Origin of the sequence: Vibrio sp. TRT 2004 (assembly GCF_050113735.1) — a bacterium.
Taxonomy (GTDB): domain Bacteria; phylum Pseudomonadota; class Gammaproteobacteria; order Enterobacterales; family Vibrionaceae; genus Vibrio.
Genome location: NZ_JBNJOH010000001.1, coordinates 54722 through 76475 on the forward strand (window position 1 = coordinate 54722; position 21754 = coordinate 76475).

Annotated in this window: 13 protein-coding genes and 1 pseudogene; 6 read left to right on the forward strand and 8 right to left on the reverse strand. The window is 45.8% G+C overall.

Going from position 1 to position 21754, the window contains the following annotated elements; translation table 11 throughout:
* Window positions 1–39: 39 nt before the first annotated feature.
* Window positions 40–615, forward strand: a pseudogene (locus ACQEXR_RS00260) (HD-GYP domain-containing protein); the annotation flags it as partial.
* Window positions 616–633: 18 nt separating this feature from the next.
* Here the strand turns inward: ACQEXR_RS00260 and ACQEXR_RS00265 are convergent.
* Window positions 634–1278: a DUF2057 family protein gene (locus tag ACQEXR_RS00265; RefSeq protein ID WP_331418179.1), complete on the reverse strand. Its 645-nt coding sequence runs from the start codon at window positions 1276–1278 to the stop codon at window positions 634–636.
* Between the two features lie 424 nt (window positions 1279–1702).
* Here ACQEXR_RS00265 and ACQEXR_RS00270 point away from each other — a divergent pair, with 424 nt between their 5' ends.
* Both ACQEXR_RS00270 and ACQEXR_RS00275 read left to right on the forward strand, forming a co-directional pair.
* Entirely contained in the window at window positions 1703–3100 is a 1398-nt protein-coding gene (locus tag ACQEXR_RS00270) for a tryptophanase (protein ID WP_427019574.1), read from the forward strand.
* Window positions 3101–3451: 351 nt separating this feature from the next.
* Window positions 3452–6001, forward strand: a complete 2550-nt coding sequence (locus ACQEXR_RS00275) for a glycosyl hydrolase family 18 protein (RefSeq protein ID WP_427019575.1) — start codon at window positions 3452–3454, stop codon at window positions 5999–6001.
* An 81-nt stretch (window positions 6002–6082) separates the two neighbouring features.
* Here the strand turns inward: ACQEXR_RS00275 and ACQEXR_RS00280 are convergent, their stop codons facing one another.
* Genes ACQEXR_RS00280 through ACQEXR_RS00295 form a run of 4 tightly spaced genes read right to left on the reverse strand, consistent with a single transcriptional unit; the run spans window position 6083 to window position 12233 of the window.
* A complete protein-coding gene (locus ACQEXR_RS00280) occupies window positions 6083–8197 on the reverse strand; it encodes a type I secretion system permease/ATPase (protein WP_426950828.1) in 2115 nt (704 codons plus the stop codon).
* 17 nt (window positions 8198–8214) lie between these two features.
* Complete coding sequence (locus tag ACQEXR_RS00285; protein WP_138970872.1) at window positions 8215–10125, reverse strand: bifunctional diguanylate cyclase/phosphodiesterase; 1911 nt, start codon at window positions 10123–10125, stop codon at window positions 8215–8217.
* A gap of 5 nt (window positions 10126–10130) precedes the next feature.
* A complete protein-coding gene (locus tag ACQEXR_RS00290; protein ID WP_426950829.1) occupies window positions 10131–10841 on the reverse strand; it encodes a transglutaminase-like cysteine peptidase in 711 nt (236 codons plus the stop codon).
* On the reverse strand, window positions 10842–12233 hold the full coding sequence (locus tag ACQEXR_RS00295; RefSeq protein WP_138970873.1) for an HlyD family type I secretion periplasmic adaptor subunit: 1392 nt from the start codon (window positions 12231–12233) through the stop codon (window positions 10842–10844). It abuts the gene before it with no gap.
* A gap of 212 nt (window positions 12234–12445) precedes the next feature.
* On the opposite strand from ACQEXR_RS00295, the gene pdxH reads away from it, so the two are divergent.
* Window positions 12446–13081, forward strand: coding sequence for a pyridoxamine 5'-phosphate oxidase (gene pdxH / locus ACQEXR_RS00300; protein ID WP_426950831.1), 636 nt, complete (start codon window positions 12446–12448; stop codon window positions 13079–13081).
* 14 nt (window positions 13082–13095) lie between these two features.
* Here the strand turns inward: pdxH and ACQEXR_RS00305 are convergent, their stop codons facing one another.
* The 3 genes from ACQEXR_RS00305 to ACQEXR_RS00315 all read right to left on the reverse strand — a co-directional run bounded on the left by ACQEXR_RS00305 (window position 13096) and on the right by ACQEXR_RS00315 (window position 17135).
* A complete protein-coding gene (locus ACQEXR_RS00305) occupies window positions 13096–13809 on the reverse strand; it encodes a helix-turn-helix transcriptional regulator (RefSeq protein WP_331427771.1) in 714 nt (237 codons plus the stop codon).
* Window positions 13810–14069: 260 nt separating this feature from the next.
* Window positions 14070–15896, reverse strand: coding sequence for an SUMF1/EgtB/PvdO family nonheme iron enzyme (locus ACQEXR_RS00310; protein ID WP_426950833.1), 1827 nt, complete (start codon window positions 15894–15896; stop codon window positions 14070–14072).
* Window positions 15897–16037: 141 nt separating this feature from the next.
* Window positions 16038–17135: a PEGA domain-containing protein gene (locus ACQEXR_RS00315; RefSeq protein ID WP_269375134.1), complete on the reverse strand. Its 1098-nt coding sequence runs from the start codon at window positions 17133–17135 to the stop codon at window positions 16038–16040.
* 495 nt (window positions 17136–17630) lie between these two features.
* Between ACQEXR_RS00315 and ACQEXR_RS00320 the strand changes: the two genes are divergently transcribed.
* Both ACQEXR_RS00320 and putA read left to right on the forward strand, forming a co-directional pair.
* The gene (locus ACQEXR_RS00320) at window positions 17631–18446 is read left to right on the forward strand and encodes an AraC family transcriptional regulator (RefSeq protein ID WP_138970878.1); all 816 of its coding nucleotides are present in this window, start codon (window positions 17631–17633) and stop codon (window positions 18444–18446) included.
* A 187-nt stretch (window positions 18447–18633) separates the two neighbouring features.
* A complete protein-coding gene (gene putA, locus ACQEXR_RS00325; protein WP_426950835.1) occupies window positions 18634–21753 on the forward strand; it encodes a bifunctional proline dehydrogenase/L-glutamate gamma-semialdehyde dehydrogenase PutA in 3120 nt (1039 codons plus the stop codon).
* The last annotated feature ends 1 nt before the right edge of the window (window position 21754 follow it).

The window sequence follows — 21754 nt, forward strand, 5'->3', positions numbered from 1 at the left end:
TCGGTCTAAACTAACAGACTTAAAAGATGATTGCTATATGCTCAGTTTGTTGATGCGAAGAGTTCGTTCACCTATCAGCATTCGTTACACGTAGCCCAGCTGACCGAGTTTATCGCTCGAAAATTGGGGTACTCCAACCAAACTAGTCGAACGCTTTATCTCGCTGGTCTGATTCACGATATTGGCAAGCTTAAAACGCCAAGCTCTATCTTGCATAAACCGAGTGCACTGACTGATGAGGAGTATGCGTGTATTAAGCGCCATGCTACGGACTCTAGGCATGCGTTACAAAGTATGTTTACTAACTCGAAAGTGATTCAGTGGGCCTCTAACCACCATGAGAGACTTGATGGGTCAGGTTATCCTCTAGGACTGACAGCCGAAAGCTTAGATGGCCCTAGCCGACTGGTTGCGGTTGCAGACGTTTTTCAAGCGCTCACTCAGTCGAGACCCTATCGAGCAGGTTTGCCGCTGGAGAATGCAATCAGCATTATTGGTGACTTAGTTGATAAAGGAAAGTTAGATAAGCAAGTGTTTGGCTGCTTGGTCGCAAACGCCGCAGAGTGTTACCGAATCTCAATTGGGCAGTCTTACGATGAGCCAGCGGTCACATAGCCGCTGGCACAGATGAAATTACTGCTTGTTGATAAAGGCTTTGAAGCGAGCTTGAGTCTCCGCGTCGGCCTTGCTGTACCAAAAATGGAGCATCTCTTCAGCGGTATTGTCTCCAACTTGAACGTTTTTCTGATCCAGTTTAGCTGGAAGAGTGACGGCAACCACTGCGGTAGTTGAAACTGCCGCAACTCCGCCTCTTCGGTTGTAATCCGCCAGTTCAATTTGATGGTTGCGCCCAATCTGCATACCATCTTTCACCAGTTTGTCTTGCTTCATTTCGATCGCTTGCCCACTGGTATCGATCAATGCCCATTCAAGGTTACGAATTTGCTTCGCGCCGTCGTGCTCGTTGCGATATTTAGGTAAGTCAAACTCGAGCTGAGTATCACTTGCGGTAAAGGTACCAATGATGGGATCGCTTTCTAGAATGATGCGGTCTTTGCCTTGATCGAAATAGGGCTGGTACTTGAACAAAATTTGGTTTTCACCATCGGGTAGGGTCAGGGTCTTGGTGGCCGAAAAAATACTGCCAGAGACATCGGGTTTACTGTCGTTAACCACCAAAACATCAATGGTGTCTGGAATTGCGATTGTGACATCCGCAGCAGCAGTGGCGCTGATACCTAGCGTTACAGCGGCAAGTAGTGTGGTTCTAATTTTCATTTTTGTTTCCTAGTAAACAGGCATTTATTGTTTAAGAGAGTGCCTAGCTCATTCAATGATTTCAATAAACAAATGTGAGAAGTTTGAAAAATTCATCAAAGCGTAATGTCACTTATATGAGTGCGCGTTGCGAGTGATAAATTTGAGCTATGTTTCACGGTAACTGGTGTTTTGTTTCCGCTATACTCAATGAAGTGTTCAATGAATCAGGAGGATGATGCTGTGGCATATACAAATATGTTAGACAACAGACTAGTGTTGTCGTCATGGTATAACATTGACTACACCCTATCTTTACTCAATAAAGAGTCAACGTTTCGTTAATTCCCTCAGGTGCGCTCGCGCCTAATTAAATACATCTTAACTAAACTCATTCGCGACATGACATCGCGAATCGAACAGATCTATCTAAAGGAAATTCACAATGAAACGTATCCCAGAACCTTTCCGTATCAAAATGGTTGAACCGATCAAAATGACGACATATGACGATCGTGTTAAAGTGTTGAACGAAGCAGGATTAAATCCATTTTTGCTTAGAAGTGATGACGTCTATATCGACCTGTTAACCGACTCTGGAACCGGTGCTATGAGTGATAATCAGTGGGCCGGTCTCATGATGGGGGACGAATCGTATGCTGGTAGCCGTAACTACTACAATCTTTGTGCCGCTGTGGAACATTTCTTTGGCTATAAGCTTACCGTTCCTGCCCACCAAGGGCGTGGTGCTGAACAGATTCTATTTCCGGCGCTGATCGAACGTATGAAAGCCGTACGTGGCGGTAAAGATCCGGTTTTTATCTCTAATTATCACTTTGATACAACGGCGGGTCATATTGAGTTGAACGGTGGCAAGGCAATCAACGTGGTTGATAAACATGCCTTTGACACCACTACGCCATATGATTGGAAAGGTAACTTTGATCTCGACAAGCTCCAATCCACTATTGCTGAATATGGCGCTGAAAACATCTGTGCCATCATCACTACGGTTACGTGCAACAGCTCGGGTGGTCAACCTGTCTCGATGGCAAACATGCGTGCTGTCTATGAGATTGCGGCAAAGAATGATATTCCAGTGGTGATCGATTCCGCACGCTACTGTGAGAATGCTTATTTTATAAAGCAACGAGAAGCGGGATATCAAGATAAGTCGATGTTAGAAATCATTCGCGAAATGTACCAGTACGGCGACATGCTGACGATGTCTGCGAAAAAAGATCCCATGGTGAATATCGGTGGTCTGTGTTGTATCCGAGATCATGAAGAGTTGTTTCAGGCCGTGCGTACCCGCTGTGTTCCAATGGAAGGGTTCGTTACTTATGGCGGTATGGCGGGACGTGATATGGAGGCCTTAGCTCGTGGTCTGTATGAAGGTGCTGATGAGGACTATCTTCACTATCGTATCAGTCAAGTCGCCTATTTGGGTGAACGACTAAGAGAGGCAGGTATCCCAATCCAGTATCCAACGGGTGGACATGCAGTCTTTGTCGACGCTGCGAAGATTCTTCCACATATCCCAGCCGATGAGTTTCCTGCTCAGGTACTGTGTAATGCTTTATATCTAGAAGCCGGAATTCGAGCTGTCGAGATTGGTTCATTATTGTTAGGTCGTGATCCTGCTACTGGGGAACAGAAAGCATCGGAGCTCGAGCTAATGCGTTTGACGATTCCGCGCCGCGTCTACACCAACGATCATATGGATTACATTGCGGATGCGATTATCGAGTTAAAAGAGCGTGCACATGAGCTAAAAGGGCTTACTTTTGAATATGAGCCGCCCGTTCTGCGTCATTTCACGGCGCGGTTTAAGTCGAAATAATCCGTAAATTCTTGCAAATTTTGCTACTAAATAACTGCCGTACTCGTTGAGTGCGGCAGTTTTATGTATCTCTTTGTTGTTGATAAATAGATTTATAGTCTGAAAATTATCTAATAGATCTATCACTATAATACTTAATGCTAACTGTTGGTTTTTGGGACAATGTCTTCTTTGTGATGCAACAACCTGATAACAAATTGTTAATTTCTGACTTTCACTCGAAAGTCGTAGTTATCGTCATACCTAAATAACGGAAGTTTCTTAAATACTTGTCGGGATGTTCTCTGTTTTGTGGGGAGCAGATTGAACTCTAATTTTAGAGTCGACAAACAAGGAATGAGAGAAATAGGTATGAATCGTATAACTTTGTGTGCCGCGAGTATCGTATTGGCGATGTCGGGCATAGCAGTGGCGGCGCCTGCAGTGCCGATAGTGGATAAAAATGGTTCGAATGATCTTCAGTTTTCGAAAATTCAATTAGCAATGGAAACCACTTCTGGCTATGACCAGATGGTCCAATATAGCGAACTGGTCGACATCGCTATTCAGTTTAACCAGTGGAGTAGCAGTGTTACTGGTGACACGTATAAGATCTACTTTGATGGTCAGCAAGTCGCGACTGGCCCGATTAATGGCGCACAAACCGTTGCTAGCTTCACCTATAGCCAAGCTGGTCGTTACCAGCTTACCGTTGAAGCATGTGACGCTACAGTCTGTAGCACCAGTGACCCCGCAGAGATCGTTATTGCTGATACTGATGGCGCTCATTTAGCGCCGTTGCAGATGAACATTGATGCCAATAACAAGTCTTATAATACCGACCCTAATACCGTCGTCGGTACTTACTTTGTAGAGTGGGGTATTTATGGTCGAGACTTCACCGTAGATAATATTCCAGCGGATAACCTTACTCACATTCTTTACGGATTTATCCCAATTTGTGGCCCGAATGAGTCACTTAAAGCGGTAGGCGGAAATAGTTTCCAAGCGCTTACCACCGCTTGTCAGGGAATGTCTGACTATGAAGTTGTCATTCACGACCCATGGGCTGCTTATCAGAAAAGCTTCACTCAGGCAGGCCATGAGTACAGTACGCCAATCAAGGGCAACTACGGTATGTTAATGGCGCTTAAACAGCGTAATCCAGATCTTAAAATCATACCTTCAATTGGTGGTTGGACACTTTCCGACCCATTTTTCGACTTTACCACCAAAGCCAATCGAGACACTTTTGTCGCCTCCGTAAAACGATTCCTGAAAACATGGAAGTTCTATGATGGCGTTGATATTGACTGGGAATTCCCAGGTGGTGGCGGTGCCGCTGCGGATTTAGGGGACCCAGTTAATGATGGCCCTGCTTACATCGCTTTGATGCAGGAACTGCGCGTTATGCTTGATGATCTGGAAGCGGAGACTGGACGCACTTATGAACTGACGTCTGCGATTGGTGTTGGCTACGATAAGATTGAAGATGTCGATTATGGCAATGCAATTCAATACATGGATTACATCTTTGCCATGACCTATGACTTCTATGGTGGTTGGAACAATGTTCCAGGACATCAGACGGCGCTTTACTGTGGCACATTTATGCGCCCGGGCCAGTGTGATGGTAGCGGTGTTGATGAGAATGGTGAAGCATACAAAGGTCCGGCATACACGGCAGACAATGGTATTCAGGCTCTGTTGGCGCAAGGTGTTCCAGCGAACAAACTTGTGCTGGGTGCGGCGATGTATGGCCGTGGCTGGGACGGTGTGACTCCGGATACCTTGTCCGATCCAACTGACCCAATGACAGGTACAGGTAGTGGTCCTCTAACAGGCACTACTGCTCAAGGTGTCTGGGAAGCGGGTGTGATTGATTACAAAGGCATTAAGTCTTACATGCTGGGTGCGGATAATACAGGCATTAATGGCTTCCAGTATGGTTATGATGATCAAGCACAAGCACCGTGGGTATGGAACCCAAGTACTGGCAAATTAATTACTTTTGATGATTCGCGTTCTGTGATTGCTAAAGGTAACTATGTACGTCAACTTGGTCTTGCTGGTCTTTTCTCTTGGGAACTGGATGCAGATAATGGTGATATCTTAAACGCAATGCATGAGGGTCTGGCTGACGGTAGTGTAACGCCTGATAATCGCAATCCAATTGCTCGCGCCGGAGCGGATGTTACGGTTGTTGGCCCTGCAAGTGTGACACTTGATGGCAGTGCTTCTAGTGATAGTGATGGCAGCATCGTTAGTTACCAGTGGACACAGACGGCGGGTACGTCTGTCAGCCTGAGCGGAGCGGCCTCAGCTTTAGCAAGCTTCGATGTTGTTGAAGTCACTCAAGCGGAAACACTTTCATTCCAATTGAGCGTTACTGACAACGAGGGTGCGGTCGCCACTGATACCGTCAATGTCACTGTTAATCCAGCCGATCAGCCAGTTGAAAACCACGCTCCTGTAGTAGAAGTTTCGGCACCTGCTAATGCAAGTCAGGGTGATGTGGTGCAAATCACCGCCTCAGCAACAGATGCAGATAACGATCCTCTTACTTACAGCTGGCAAATCCCGGCGGGTCTCGAGGCGACGATCAACGGAGCGTCAGTGAGTTTTGTTGCGCCAGAGTATAGTCAGGATACTTCATTGATATTCACTGTGTCGGTTAGTGATGGTCAGGCTACGACGGCGGCATCAAGTACGGTTGTTGTCGCTGCCTCAACGGGCACTGGTGGTCAGTGTGACAACTTGTGGGATGCCACCATTCCTTATCCAAACTCAGGTACTCAGGTAGTATGGGAAGGTTATGTATGGGAAAACAAATGGTATGCAAACATTGGAGAGAACCCATTGAACTCCGGACAATGGGGAGTGTGGAAACAAGTCGGTATCGCTGACTGCTCTGCACAATAACTTAGATCAATAGTTATTTAAATGAAAAGCCATTCGGTTCCGAATGGCTTTTAATGTTGTAAATTTAGCCAAAACAACTAACTAGTTGACGGCTCTCACTTTACCTTGCTTCAGATTGTTAAGAACTTCCGATTTCGGACCGTCTGCAATGATACAGCCTTTTTCCATCACAATGACGCGGTCAACCACATCAAGCATCGACGTCTTGTGGGTAATTAGAATCAAGGTTTCACTCGCCTTAAGTTGGGCTAGTTGCTGCTTAATGTGCATTTCTGAGCGGTTATCCATCGCACTGGTAGGCTCATCCATCAGCAATACTGGAGGACGACCGAGCAGTGAACGGGCAATGGCGACTGCCTGACGTTGACCGCCAGATAGCAACATACCCCCTTCACCGACTTGTCTCTCTAAACCGGCAGGGTCCTGCTGAGTAAACACGGTAACACCAGCACGGTTCGCTGCATCGAGAACATCACGGTCATCGGCGAGTGGACGGCCAAGCGTAATGTTGTCGCGGATACTGCCATAGAACAATTGACTGTCTTGCGGCACGCAGCCAATGTTACGGCGAATATCAATATGGTGCAGCTGATCAATATCGGTGTCATCGATACGCACATGACCTTCGGTCGGCTTGTAAAGCCCCATTATCAATCGCTCTAGCGTGGTCTTACCGGAACCTATTCGACCAATAACGGCGACTTTTTCACCTGGGTTGATGGTCAAACTTAAATCACGGATAGAGGCTATCGGTGAATCTGGATAGTGGAACGTCACCTTATCCAGTTCAATCTTGCCATGCACAATCGGGCGGTGGATGTAGCGTTTGCCTTCTTCCTGCTCATCTGGCATCGACATCACCTGCTCAATGATGGTCATTGACGATTTTGCTTGGTTGTAGCGGGTCGATAGCAGAGACAGTTGAACCATAGGACCAATTGCTCGGCCACTGAGCATGGTCGCCGCGATTAGGCCACCCATTGTAAGGTCTCCTTCTGCGATCAAGTAAACACCCAGTATAATCATCCCGACGTTAGAAGCTTGCTGAACGAAGCCTGCGGTATTTTGAATCCCATCTGTGATTCTGCGGCTCTTAATGTTCCAGTTCGCCATGTGAGCCACTGCTTCTTCCCAGCGGAACTGGAACTGGCTTTGTGCACCAAACAGTTTGACCGTTTCTAGGCCAGACAAGCTCTCAATCAGGTTGGCATACTTCTGCGACGCCAAGCGTGAACCCTCTTCGATGGTGTGTCGAAGCGGACCTTGGATCAGTAGTGAGTAAATAACCAGAATTAATACACCGACGATAGGCACGATCACCAAGTTACCTGCCATCAGCCAGATCAAGATCAGGAACAGAATCGCGAAAGGCAGGTCAATCAAAGAGCCTATAGTCGCCGAAGTAAAGAACTCACGAATCGATTCAAACTCCTGCAAATGTCGGGCGAAGGCACCGACAGAAGCCGGACGAGCTTCCATTCGAATTCCCATTACCTTGCTGAACAGTTTCGAGGAGATCAGTATGTCGGATTTCTTACCGGCTACATCAATAAAGTAGCTGCGCAGTAACTTGAGGGTTAAGTCAAACAAGAAGATGACAAAGATACCGCTGGCCAAAACCCACAGGGTTTCAAACGCTAGGTTAGGCACGACTTTGTCGTAGACCAAACGAGTAAACATTGGCGCGGCGATGGCGAATAAGTTGATCAGAATCGAGGCGATAAGTACATCGCGATAGATCTTTTTCGATTGCCAGATCGTTCCCCAAAACCAGTGCCCTTCACGCGTCTTGAGTACTTCAGGGGAGCGTTCGTCATAGCGGAACTGCTTTTTGACCAGAAAGTAGCGTCCTATGTAGAGCTCTTCCAATTCCTTGAGTGGAATCGAAATGGGTACCAAGCCTGACGCTCCGGTTACGATTTCGGCTTCACTCCTATCGTCATTGATGCTGTTCAATACACAAGCATCGCCACTTTTGAGTATCAACACCACCGGAAGGACTAATTGAGATATGTCGGTCAATGCCGATCGGTTTTCTTTCGCCACTAAGCCTGCGCGTTCAGCGGAACGCGGGAAAAGAAAAGGGGTTAGCTTACCGTCTGAAAGCGGTAAGCCATTGATGAGTGCCTCTGGAGAGTTTGCTAAACCGTAGTATCGACTGACGTAGATAAGCGAGTTTAATAGCGGATCCTGCATGCTATACCTTTATATTGTTATTTATCTACGATAAAGCCTTGGAAGACTTCAATAAAGTGTTCTGATAAGAAATCCAGCTGCGTCTGAGTTTCGACACGCGATGCAATCGTCTTAATGCCCAAGTTATGGGCGGTTCTAGAGATCGAAGTCAGAGTGAACTTCTGTTTCTCATCATCAAGGTGATGCGTGTACAAGTAATCAAGCTTCACATAAGCTGGACGGAATTCATTGATGTAATCCAATGATTGGAAATTACGTCCATAGTTGTCAACACCAAAATCTGCGCCAGCAGCACGGACGGCATTACAGAATAGCGCCGTATGGTGCGGAGAGTTGATAAAGCAGTTTTCTGGAATCTCAAAGTGCAGTAATGACGCGATTGAATTGTGCTTGTTAAGCAGTTGCGTTACCCAACGAATAAAGCTTGGTTGTGAAATGCTGCTCTGTGCAATGTTGATGGCAATCGGCTCTTCAAACTCTCCAGATTCAAGTCTTTTGACAATAGATTCGATAACGTACTCATCGAACAGATGACTGGCGTTAAGCTGTTCAAGAGCGAAAAGGTATTGGTTTGCACTGTATCGCTCGCCATCTTTCTCAATCGCAGAGAACACTTCTCGGTGGTAAGCCTTACCCCAGCTGTCATTAGCGGCCTGGAAGCGGAAACTGAACCAATCGTTGCTGATGGCCTCTTCCACCAAGTTTTTCCACTGCTGTTTACCCATCAGCCCTTCACTGCGTTCGCCTGTGACGTAACCATAGCTCAGCTCTGGATTTGATTTTGCATTGGCCAGAGCGTTGTCGAGCATGGTTAACAATTCAGACGAGCTGGTGGAGGCTTTGTTGTAAACAACACCTAACGCCAAGTTAGACGTAGCCATACCAGTTGGGTCGGCATTAATATCTTGGACATAAGTAACGATACTTTCTGCGATGAGTTTGAGATCGGGTTCTTCGGTATTCGGTAAGATGAAACCAAACTCTTCCGTAGAGATACGCGCGAGTGTCACGTTTGGTGAAGAGAGAGAAACTTTAAGATGATCGGCTAACTCACGAACCATGCCATCACCTGCTTCGTAGCCTTTGTCATCATACAATTCGCGGATAAAACTCGCTTCTAAAATCGCCACACCACCAATACCGCCTTCACCAATCCAAGAGTTAAGTTGGCTCATGTAGTATGCGCGGTTACCCAGTTGTGAAACAGGGTCGATATAGGCGCGTTCACGCAGTTGTTGTGCTTCTTTTGCTTGAGCTTGGAACGACTTTTCAAGTTGTGCCGACATGCTGTTGATACCATCGACAACATAGATGAGATCTTGGGTTGCAGGTCTTGGTAGCGGCTCGCCAAACTGGTTTTTAGCAACCTGTTCCATCTTATTGACGATAAGTTGAAGAGGGCGCAGCGCACGCTTGAGGATGAATGAGATAGAGAACAAGCCAATGAGCATGATGATACAGAATGCAATCACTAGACGCTCAAATGCAAGCCATAGCTGGGTGTAGGCTTCCCCAGGGTGACTCACAATCTCAACTTCGGCAAGTTGCATCCAACCACTGGTCACGACCCGACGATCATGGATCTTCTCAAACAAGTTAAGGTTAGTGAACCACTTAGGCACATTGTTTGGTTTGATCGGATATGAACGGAGTATTTCATCGCCAGTGTCTAGGAAGATCAGGCGCACAATCGAATAGCTACTGCCATCGAAAAGCGCATTGATTACTGATTCAACGGCCACTTGGTCCTTGTCTTCCAAATAGGGCGCTAAAGCCAACCCCACGGTATTGATGGTGTTGTTCACCTCAGAGCGTTGTTGTTGAATGAGGTTACTTCGTGTTGTGTTGAATTCGATGATAAACACCGAAATCAATAACATCAAAATCACCGCAATCATGCCCGCGACAAGTTGTTTATATAACGTCATATTGCCTACTCATCATAGTTAACTATGGGTTTATTAAGTTTGAGCGATTTCTCGCGAGCACGTAGGTCATTCCATAGGCTTAACCTCGATGATTCCCCCGCGAGTTGTCCGTTTTTCGACTTCATTAACCACAAGTTCTTACCGTTAAAACTGTAGATAGGTAACAGATCTCGTCGCGTTGAAGCTGGTTTTATTTCTGGGTTGATATTGTCTAACAGTATGGGCTCTGCACTTGGCTTTGAGTAGTAGGCGAGCACCATATGGAATTGATTCAGTTCGATAGCTTTTACGTACACTAAGCGTAATTTTTTGTCGGAAACGCCAAGCTCTAGCAGGGAGAAATATTTAGCGATGGTAAAGTCTTCACAATCCCCCGCATTACTGCCAAGAAATTCGAGGGGTGTTGCCCAATAATCATTTTGTCCCCACAAGTTAATGTCATTGACAAAATTGAGTTGGTTGAAGAAATTGTTGACCTTAGTCAGTTTCTGACGCTCAGACAGCGATTTGTATTGAGACATCTCTTTGCGCCATGTCTCAACGCGTCTCCCTGCGCGCTCGCCGTAAGTTTTACGCACAGCATCAATCCAACGTTGCTCTTGAGTGTTAAGAGCAAACGAGGTGGTTGATGCCAGCAAAAGTAGTGTGACTACTAATGCTGACTTCAATATGAAGCGAGCTTTCAAGCGTGCATCCCTACGTAATTGACCATACATCTATTCCTTTAGCGCGTTGTTTTGGGCGCTGAGTATCGGCTTGAGCAGATATTCAAGGATGGTGCGTTTACCAGTAATAATGTCTACCGAAGCCGTCATACCAGGTATGATTGGCAAGGTGTTATCTTTGTCAAGACTGGTTTCTTTAGTACGAATACGAACCAGATAAAAGCTGTTGCCCTCTTCATCAGTGGTGGTATCTGCACTGATGTGTTCCAAGGTGCCTTCTAGACCACCGTATTTAGTGAAATCATACGCACTAAACTTAACGATGGTGTGTAACTCTGGACGTAGAAACGCAATATCTTGGGGAGCAATCTTTGCTTCAACCAGCAAGGTATCTTCACTCGGGACAATTTCAACAATATCCATACCTGGTTGAATAACGCCACCGACAGTATTGACGTTGAGTGTTTTTACTGTACCCGTGACAGGTGAGGTCACGACTGTACGGTTTACTCTATCTTCAAGTCCAACCGTTGACTCCGTCATCGACGATAACTTGTCTTGCGCTTGGTTGAGTTTTTCTTGTTGCTCAGAGCGGAACTTCTGCGCAGCGTCGATGCGGCTCAACATCGCTTCTCGAATCGCTGATTTAAGCACCGGCATTTTTAGCTCACTTGAAGTTAACTCACGTTGAGTATCGTTGACTTGGCGTTGAAGCTTGAGTAACTCAATACGCGGTACAACCCCTTCATCCGCGAGAGGCTGGGTAATTTCCAGCTCTTTTTTTGCAAAGCGGTAGCTTTCACGCAGGTTTACAATTCGTGCCTGAATTTCAACCAGATCCTGTTGTTTCTGCTTTACCTGTTGGTCAATCAGTGAGATTTGGTTACGAAGATTATTAAGATCTTGGCGATATTCAGCGCGCTGACGTGCAACCAAGTCTGGTTGCAGTTCACTTAAAGTGGGTGGGAAAGCAAGTTTATTAAAATTCAATTGGACGTTTTTTTGCCAATTATTTTCGTTGAACTCCTCATCGATATCGACACTGGTGATCGAGGCTGAAAGTTGCAGAACGCTTGCGGTTAAGTTGGCAACCTGTTGCTCTCGTTCACGGTAGTCTGAGCGGAATCGAGTATCATCGATAAGCAGTAGCTGCTGACCTTTCTCAACCGTTTGCCCTTCGCGAACCAAGATCTCTTTTACCAGACCTCCTTCAAGGTTTTGTACGACCTGAACCTGGGATGATGGCACAACTTTGCCTTGACCGACGGTCACTTTATCGATCTCTGCCCATGATGCCCATAGAATGGCAAACACGAAAAAGACCACCATTACCCACAGCATGATGCGAGCGCTGCTTGGCGTATTTAGCAATAGAGCGGCTGTTTTATCGTCAACGTAATCCAGCTCGTCAGGAGTAAGCTTGTTGTAACTGCTCTTACTCATTGGTGATCCTTGTAAAATGGTGTTATTTAATTGATTTTATTATTCATTGCCTAAAATGTTAAGGATTTGCTGTCAGTTTTGTTCCTCTAATTGATATATAGCGATGTTTTAATAGCTAGTTTGTATAGAGTGTAGCGTTATCCATCGCGCTAGGCTTGAGTTCTTGTAATTAAGGGCGCACAATCGACAAAAAATTTCGCCAAGGAGAAAAGATGGAACTTGAAGATATTCGCCGTGAGTACACCAAAGGTGGCTTGCGTAGAAAAGACTTGCTAGCGGATCCGATTGCCCAATTCGATTTATGGCTTCAGCAAGCGATCGACGCTAAGCTGACTGACCCAACGGCAATGACGGTCGCAACGGTGGATGCATCAGGGCAACCTTTCCAACGAATTGTGCTACTAAAAGATGTCAATCAAGATGGTTTCGTTTTTTATACCAACCTTGGTAGCCGTAAAGCCCAGCAGATTGAAGCGAACGCAAAAGTTAGCCTGCATTTCCCTTGGCATCCACTTGAGCGTCAAGTGCATATTACGGGTGTGGCTGAAAAGCTATCTGCTGTCGAAAACATGAAGTACTTCTCTTCTCGTCCCAAGGCAAGTCAGTTGGCGGCAATCGCCAGTAAGCAAAGCAGCCGTATTAGTGCTCGTGGCGTGTTAGAAGGTAAGTTTCTAGAGCTCAAACAAAAGTTTGAAAAAGGCGAAATCCCTGTACCGAGTTTCTGGGGCGGATTTCGAATTAAGCCGCAAAGTATCGAATTTTGGCAGGGCGGTGAGCATCGCCTTCACGACCGCTTCTTGTTTTCAAAACAAGCTCAAGAGTGGCATATTGACCGCTTAGCACCATAAAAAAATACGCCGCTTTATGCGGCGTATTCGTTATCTAGGGCAACAGACAGCTGTCTTTTTAATAGCGTCTTAGGTATGTGAGACCCATATCCCTGCTCTAAAGCCATATCGATCAATTGCGCTTTGGAGTGAGCGCCAAACTTTACTCGCAGTCTCGCGACATAGCTTTCTAATGTCTTTATCGAGATGTTCATGATTGTGGCGATGTAGTGGGGTTTCTTACCATAGAGCAGTAAAAACAGCGCTTCTGATTCTCGGTTAGTCAGTTTGAGATCAAAGCGTGTTGTCGTCGGTGTTTCAGCGATAAGATTACTTTCAGGCGGTAAACCTGTCGCGCGACATATCCAGTGACCCACTTCTAGAATTGCGGTATCAGACAGCTCTTGCCCATAAAAAATTGTCCCTTGAATCTTTTCTGAATCATCTAGCCATGGGATTTTGGTAAATAAATGCGCCCGCCAGCTGCCATCTGGGTATGGGTGAATATCGAGAACTCTCAAGGACGTATTGTTTTCAATGACATACCGATCTTGTTTAACAAAATCAGCAGCACAGTGAGATGTGGGACTGGGCATTTGAAAGTCGGTAAGGCCAATACAATCTTGTGACTTCTCGAAACCGATCAGTTTGGCATAAGCAGTGTTAGCATAAACAAAGACAGAGTTGAGGTCTTTGCATCCCCAGAAACCGGGGAGTTGACGGAATAAAGAGACTTGCTGCTCGTTCACTTAAAAAAACTTCTTACTAAACAGAGTGAGTATGATACCAAAGTCACATGTGCTGTACGATAAAAAATGCCAGGCACCGTAGGATGACTGGCAAACACAAGATAAATCTTGTCGACGTGTAGAAGAGGTTCTATGCACTCAGTAAATTACTGAGCATAGACATATCAATTGATACCGAGGAGGATGGATAAATCCAACTCGCTAATGATTGTATCTGAAGAGAATAAGATAAAAAGGGGGGAAATCCCCCCCTAATATAACTAGTTAATGTCTCTAACGACTCGGAAACCTAAGTAGTTAGCGGCAGAGAATGGTGAAAGGTATAGCTGCTTGTCTGCTGCAGCCATATCTGGAGAGAAGTTCCACGCACCGCCTTTAGCAATGCCTCTCGGGCTACTTGTCCACTGCCAAACATTGCCGACCGCATCATAAACGCCTAACTGATTAGGTTTGAAAGCGCTAACGGGCGCAGTGCTTTGGTTTGACCAAGGAGTGCCACTCCAGCCAGTGTTTGCTTCACCTGGTGCAAATTCATTACCCCACCAGTATTTATCTTGGCTGCCAGCACGTGCCGCAATTTCCCACTCTTCTTCTGTTGGTAGACGGTAAGAAGCGCCAGTCTGCTTACGCAACCAATTAGTGTAAGAGACTGCATCGTTTTGGCTCACACACACAACCGGTGAATTAGGCGATTGTTTGAACCCAGGATCTCGCCAACTGCTGTTTGGAATTGGTGTCACTTCGCCTTGAGCTAGCGTGGTACAGGTGTTTTTTAGCTCAGCATCGGTTTGGTAATTGGTTTGTTCAACGAAGGTTGCAAACTGACTGACGGTGACAGGTGTCGCGCCAATACCGAAAGCATGATCAAGCGAAACTTGGTTAGAAGCCTTCTCCCCAGTGTAGTAAATACCTTGGAGAATGGTGACCAATTCTGGTGCGTGACCGCTGCTTGCCAAGCCATCAGCAAATTTAGCCCCAGCGCGTAGCGGGTTGGCTTTTTCAGTCAGTACCGCACGTAAAGACGTATCCGAGTTAACGGAAAGTTGTTGGCTGTATGACTTGTAGCCTTCTTTCTCAATCGTAATGTCGTGGATACCTATTGGTAGCATGATTTCTATAGGAGTACTGCCATAAGAAACGCCATCGATCGTTACGCTGTCGTTGTATTGGTTAGAGCGAATAGCGAGTGTGACCCAAGCGATTTCTTGGTCATCTTGGAACTGCTGATTTCCTGCTGCTCCAGGCGCAAAACAGTATTGATTATCGATTTGCAGAAGCTCACAGGCCACTTTTGCTTTAGGACGAGCCTCAAGCTCTACATCCATTAGTGTTCGATAACGAACACCATCGTAGAAGCCCTGTTCGGTAGTAATGTGTTTGACAACGTGGATGTTAAGAGCGACATCATTGATATTGCGCTTGACCAGTGAACTTTCGCTGGTGTGTTCAACAATCTCACCGCGAAATTGCTTAACTGCTTTCTGCAAAGCTAGCTCTTTAGTTTGCTGATCACATTGCGCCAAAGTTAAAGAGGCTTGGCAGCGGTTAGTGAAACTGACCGAAATTTTCTGTGGCTGTTCCAGTTCAAGCTTGAGCTGTTCGACTCTGGCGCGAAGTTTTTGTTCGTCCAATTCTGCAATAGCAAGCTTAATGGCATCGGCTTCTGCTTTACGAGTCGCGAGATTCGCTCGCTCTTCCTCAAGCTTTTGTTCAGCGTCAAGGCGTGCCTTTTGATTTTGCTTCACTGACGACCAAGCATCTTGATAGGCCTTCTGAGATGCAGCTAGGTCAACATTGGGATCATCAATCATACGTTGATAGTCCATTTCAAGCTTATTCTTGGCACTCGCAAACGACTTATCAAGAGACTCTGCCGTTTGTTGCAGAGACTTTAATTCGGCTTGCTGCTTATTGAACAGAGCTTGCTGCTCGTCTGAGGCTTTTTGTGCAGACTTTAACTCATCGTGTTTGCTAAAAAGCTTATCGTCGATCTGAATAACCGACATCTTCGCTTCCTGTGCGGAAGCGGGAGATACAAGCAAACAAGGAGATAATGCTAATAAAAGGATTGATAAACCTGGACGCATCGTCTTTCTTCTACATCTAATTATTGATTAATTGGGTATTTTAAACGAAAACGCCATCTTGTCTTAAGTTATCCGTTGATAACTTAGGATCAAAATGGCGTTTTAGCTCATCTTTGTGAATCCGGTAGGTTTTTTTAGCCGTTATCCATTTGGACGTAGCTTAACCCAAACCGTGTCATTTGCGTTGACAGTGATCACGCGATTGTATGTCTGAAAACCATTTTTCGACACTGTAACTTGATGTTGGCCACGTGGTAGAACAACTTCTACTGGCGTGCTGCCATAGTTAATGCCATTGATAACTACGGAATCATCATATTGATCTGAACGAACAGTCACATTCACCCAGTTTTTGTCTTTCTTAGCGGTTTTCTCTTCTTCACTGCCTTTTAGACAGTAACGAGTTGAAACGTTAAGTAGTTTACACGCTGCTGAGGCCTCTGGACGCGCCTGCAATTGCGATTGCATTTGAGTGAAGTAGCTATTGTTGCCTTCAAAACCAGAGCGGATGAGCTGGCTCTCTTGAACATGAACATTCAACTGAACGCCTTTGGCATTTTGCTTCGCTAGGTTTGACTCCGTCAAACGATCCATCAGTTTAGCTTTGAACGCTTTGACGGCTTTCTGTTTAGTCAGGTATTGCCCCTGGCTAGCACACTCGCCCAACGTCATGGTCGATGAACAAGTTGTTTTGTAACTTGTTTCGAGTACATCACTTTCGCGTAGCTCAGCAGAAATACGTTTTACACGCGCTTCCACTTTCTGCTCTTGTAAGTAAGAAAGCTCAGAAGTTAGACGGGCCTGCTTCTGTTTTACTTGTGAGAGGCGCATTTCACTTTCAGTTATCGCTTGTTGGTTTTCCAATAGTGCAGACTGGTTATCTTTCACTTCAGTCCACACATCTTGGTAAGCTTTCTGGAATGAAACTAGGTCGATATCTGGATCATCTAAAAGACGGTTATACTGTTTGTCCAGAGCTGACTTAGTGCGATTGCGCTTCGCATTGAGTTCTTCCTCATTGCGTTTCAGCTTAGTTCTATCATTCTGAAGTTGTTGGAGACGATCAGCTTCAGAGTTAAACTCCGCAGCCATCGTGCCCATTTCTGCTTCTTTATTTTCTAACTTAACTTCGATTTCAGAAACAGGGTCACCCTGTACATTTTCTTCTGCGAAAATCGAAGTCGAAACCCAAAGAGGGCTTAGCGCAAGCAAAAGCGCTGGCATGCGACGTATGATCATAAGTCCCTGCAACAATTAACGTTTAATAACCAATAAAAAAATAGTCAAACATAGTGCATATCAATCAAATAGTGCACTTTATATAGAAAAAAAGACAAACTTTTGACAGTCCATTGCAAAGGTGCCTTGAAAAGGTCTATTTCTTCCTTCTATTCACACTAAATAATAGAGCGAATTACCTAAGCTTATCATAAATCGAGATAAACTTAGGTGGTACATCATCCATTTTGGGCTGATTGAAGAAATATGCAAGTAAAGATTCTCGATCAGGAATAACGAAAATCGATAGAAGTGACATAAGCCGTAATTTATGTGCACTTGATCATTCTTCCAGTACGACAAATGACCAGATTTTCAGCAGTTCGCCCCGATCATTTTCTGTTTGTTGACGATGGTAAATGCAACCATTTTTATAATCAAACAATACAATTTTCGAGTTGCGTCACTTCTGGTATATCATGGCTTATCGAACATGTAATTTGACTGTGTGTCTCTATGTCATCATCCAATAAGCCGCTAAGTGATTCATCCACTGCCAAAGAATTGTCACCAAAACCAGCTCAATTGGTTACGTTGCCTTCGTATATGGAATGTCACGCGCACGACTATACTCAGGTGGTGATCGGTTTACGTGGTCAAGCGGAGTTTGAAGTTGGTGGCTACGGCAATATGGTCGGTCCTGGGCAAGGTTGCGTCGTGACATCCGGTTCAGGGCACGCATTCGGTGGTGTCGTCGGTCAATCTGATATTCTGGTACTCAATATGCCGGTTGCTTCGCAATCTGACGCTTTGATGATGCAGCGTCTTAACGAGCTTAACCAGAAAGAGACGTACTTTCAGCTCAACAATCAAATCCAAAAGCTTATCCAGATGTTAGTGGCTGAGATGCATTCTAGCCCAGATGACTTGCTGCTCAGTCGAGCTTGCAGTGATACGGTTGTGGCTTTATTACAGCGCCATATGTCGGCCTTTGAAGCGAGTCGTAAAGAATCGCGCTTCGATCTTGAAGCGATAGATCGCTATATCGAGCAGCACATGAATCAGAGAATCTCAGTGATGCAGCTCGCAGGCAGTGTGTTCTTAGGTGAGAGTCAGTTTCACTCCTTGTTTAAAGAGCAGATGGGGATTACACCTCATCAGTATGTGCTGGGCAAGCGAATCGACATGGCGAAGCAGCTAATAGAGCAGGGCAATCTCACTTTGGGACAGGTAGCCGAGTTCACCGGATTTTCAGGTCAAAGCACCTTTACTCATACTTTTTCCCGCCTCCAAGGTATTTCACCTTCTCAGTACAAGAAACGATTTGGTTAAATAAGCTAATGTAAACGGTATAAAGTTTTACTTAATTGAGTGTGACTCTGTTTTTGTTTTGTTAATATTCAGAGTTTTTAGCAAAAAACTCGGAGTTTTTGACAAGTATTCTTCTCAAGCTCAAAATACACTGCATGCCATTGTAGAAAACCTGAAATGATTTCAGGTGTGAGATTGAGGAAAACGCATGTTTACAGCGAGTAATGTGTTAAACGCTGAGTTTGTCGAGCAGCCGCTTGATAAACTTTGGTCGTTGATCTCGCCACTTTATATGGTGGACGAATCACAATGGCTTAAGCAACTACTGCCATTAGCAACACCCACTGAGTCAGAGAAAGAGCAGATTGCCATCAAAACGACGGATTTGATCAATACGATTCGTGCTGACAAAAAGTCCATTCAGATGATTGACGCTCTGTTACTGGAGTATAGCCTTGATACTCAAGAAGGCATTCTGCTTATGTGTCTTGCTGAGGCTTTGATGCGTATTCCTGACGCTGCGACAGCCGATGCTTTAATCCGTGACAAGCTCACTGTGGCAGATTGGAAATCACACCTGAAAAATTCTGATTCCGTGTTTGTTAATGCGTCTACATGGGGCTTAATGCTCACTGGTAAAGTTGTTGGCCTTTCTGATAGCGAATCTCAAAGTCCGGTAAGCGCGGTTAACCGACTAGTGAACAAGATGTCTGAGCCTGTGATCCGTAAGGCGATGCATCAGGCAATGAAAGTCATGGGACACCAGTTTGTACTTGGCCGTACCATTGCCGAGGCTCAAAAAAACGGTCGTCACATGCGTGATAAGGGCTTCACTTACTCTTATGACATGCTAGGCGAAGCGGCACTTACCACCGCTGACGCAAATAAGTACTTCAAAGATTACTTAATGGCAATCGAAGCGGTAGGCCGTGATGACTATGCTGCAGATGTGAGTCCAGCGCCTTCTGTGTCGATTAAGCTTTCAGCACTTCATCCTCGCTATGAGGTTGCGAATGAACAACGTGTTCTGACAGAACTTTACGATACCTTACAGCAATTGCTGCGTCGAGCGGTTGAGCTTGACGTCGCGATTACCATTGATGCTGAAGAAGCAGACCGCCTAGAGCTGTCCCTCAAATTGTTCGAAAAAGTGTACCGAAGTGAATTGGTCAAGGGCTGGGGTAAGTTTGGTCTAGTGGTTCAGGCTTACTCTAAGCGAGCGCTTCCGGTTTTGGTTTGGCTAAATGGCTTAGCGAAGCAGCAGGGAGATATGATTCCTCTGCGTCTTGTTAAAGGTGCTTACTGGGATAGTGAGATCAAATGGTCACAGCAGGCTGGTTATACTAACTACCCTGTTTATACGCGCAAAGAAGCGACAGATGTGGCTTATTTAGCTTGTGCTCGATTCCTTTTGAGTCAACATGTTCGTGGTAATATTTTCCCGCAATTTGCGAGCCACAATGCTCAGACAGTCACATCGATTGCAGTGATGGCTCAGCATAAAGATTTCGAATTCCAGCGTCTGCATGGCATGGGCGATTCGCTGTACAACCATGCGATGTCAGCCTACCAACAATCCGTGCGCATTTATGCACCGGTTGGTAGCCACAAAGATCTGCTGCCATATCTTGTTCGCCGCTTATTGGAAAATGGTGCAAACAGCTCATTTGTTCATCGCTTGGTCGATGCTCGTTGCCCTGTCGAAACACTGACGCAGCATCCAGTAGATATGCTTAATGCGTTTGATTCTTTCTCCAACACAAGCATTCCTCTTCCAACCAACGTGTTTAACGAGCGCAAGAACTCTTTGGGTATCAACATTGATATCGAGAGCGAAGCGAAGCCGTTTGAACATGAAGTAGAGAGTTTTCTATGTAAGCAGTGGCTAGCGGGTCCGATCATCAATGGCAACATGTTTGCCGAAAGCATGATCAAGGAAAACATCAACACTGAACAAGTCACCGCTCCTTACGACCGTCGTATTCAAGTAGGTCAGGTTGCGTTCGCTACGCTTGAGCATGTTTCGGCAGCGATTGAAGGTGCTGAGCAGGCCTTCCCTGCATGGCAAGCATCACCAAAAGCTCAGCGAGCAGAGAAGCTAGAGGCTCTCGCTGATCTGTTGGAAGAGAATCTCGCAGAGCTTGTCGCGATTTGTCACCAGGAAGCAGGTAAAACGATTCATGACAGTATCGATGAAGTGCGTGAAGCGGTTGATTTCTGTCGTTACTACGCTAAGCAAGTGGACGCGTTAGGTGAACTAACCATTAACGGTTTTGATGGGCAGACTCGTCAAGTGTCTCGTCAAGGTCGTGGTGTTTTCGTTTGTATTAGCCCTTGGAACTTCCCTCTGGCCATTTTCCTTGGCCAAGTGACAGCCGCTTTGGTTGCAGGAAATACAGTCGTGGCGAAACCAGCAGAACAGACCAGCTTAATCGCGGCTCGTGCGGTTGAACTGATGCTCGATGCAGGATTCCCAGCAGGGACGATTCAGCTATTAACAGGCCGTGGCGCTGAAATTGGCTCGGCTCTGACGTCACACCCAGCCATCGCAGGTGTCGCTTTCACTGGTTCAACAGCGACGGCGCAGCGCATTAACCAAACATTAGCAGAACGTGACGCCGCTCCAGTGCCTTTGATTGCTGAGACGGGTGGTCAGAACGCAATGATTGTTGACAGTACAGCATTACCCGAGCAAGTGGTGAGAGATGTGATTCGCTCTGCGTTTGCTTCTGCGGGTCAGCGCTGTAGTGCACTGCGTGTTCTATACGTTCAAGAAGATATTGCCGATCGCATTGTTGCTCTGATCCAGGGGGCGATGGAGGAGTTAAGCGTTGGTAAACCTTATCTTCACTCGACAGATGTTGGTCCGGTTATCGACGTCAATGCGAAGAGCAAGTTGTTAAAGCATATCGAGTTTATGACTGAAACAGAGAAAAAAGTCGCTCAACTGGTGCTTACGGATGAGCATGAAAACGGTGACTTCGTTGCTCCTTCAGCCTTTGAAATCCGTGATATTTCTTGTCTTAAAGAAGAACAGTTTGGCCCGATCTTGCACATCGTTCGATTCAAAGCAAGTGAACTCACTCAGGTGGTTGAGCAGATAAACAATACTGGTTTTGGCCTAACCATGGGTATCCATAGCCGAAATGAAACCACTTACCGCTGGATTGAAAAACATGCTCGTGTTGGTAACTGCTACATCAACCGTGATCAAGTTGGCGCGGTGGTAGGAGTGCAGCCATTTGGTGGTCAAGGCCTATCAGGCACTGGACCAAAAGCGGGTGGTCCACACTATCTTTACCGTTTTACGCAAACACAGTTTTGTTAAT

Bases quoted from the DNA above. Each gene is read 5' to 3' on its own strand.
- ACQEXR_RS00265 (WP_331418179.1), bottom strand. From the start codon at position 1,278: ATGAAAATTAGAACCACACTACTTGCCGCTGTAACGCTAGGTATCAGC.
- ACQEXR_RS00270 (WP_427019574.1), top strand. From the start codon at position 1,703: ATGAAACGTATCCCAGAACCTTTCCGTATCAAAATGGTTGAACCGATC.
- ACQEXR_RS00275 (WP_427019575.1), top strand. From the start codon at position 3,452: ATGAATCGTATAACTTTGTGTGCCGCGAGTATCGTATTGGCGATGTCG.
- ACQEXR_RS00280 (WP_426950828.1), bottom strand. From the start codon at position 8,197: ATGCAGGATCCGCTATTAAACTCGCTTATCTACGTCAGTCGATACTAC.
- ACQEXR_RS00285 (WP_138970872.1), bottom strand. From the start codon at position 10,125: ATGACGTTATATAAACAACTTGTCGCGGGCATGATTGCGGTGATTTTG.
- ACQEXR_RS00290 (WP_426950829.1), bottom strand. From the start codon at position 10,841: ATGTATGGTCAATTACGTAGGGATGCACGCTTGAAAGCTCGCTTCATA.
- ACQEXR_RS00295 (WP_138970873.1), bottom strand. From the start codon at position 12,233: ATGAGTAAGAGCAGTTACAACAAGCTTACTCCTGACGAGCTGGATTAC.
- pdxH (WP_426950831.1), top strand. From the start codon at position 12,446: ATGGAACTTGAAGATATTCGCCGTGAGTACACCAAAGGTGGCTTGCGT.
- ACQEXR_RS00310 (WP_426950833.1), bottom strand. From the start codon at position 15,896: ATGCGTCCAGGTTTATCAATCCTTTTATTAGCATTATCTCCTTGTTTG.
- ACQEXR_RS00315 (WP_269375134.1), bottom strand. From the start codon at position 17,135: ATGATCATACGTCGCATGCCAGCGCTTTTGCTTGCGCTAAGCCCTCTT.
- ACQEXR_RS00320 (WP_138970878.1), top strand. From the start codon at position 17,631: ATGTCATCATCCAATAAGCCGCTAAGTGATTCATCCACTGCCAAAGAA.
- putA (WP_426950835.1), top strand. From the start codon at position 18,634: ATGTTTACAGCGAGTAATGTGTTAAACGCTGAGTTTGTCGAGCAGCCG.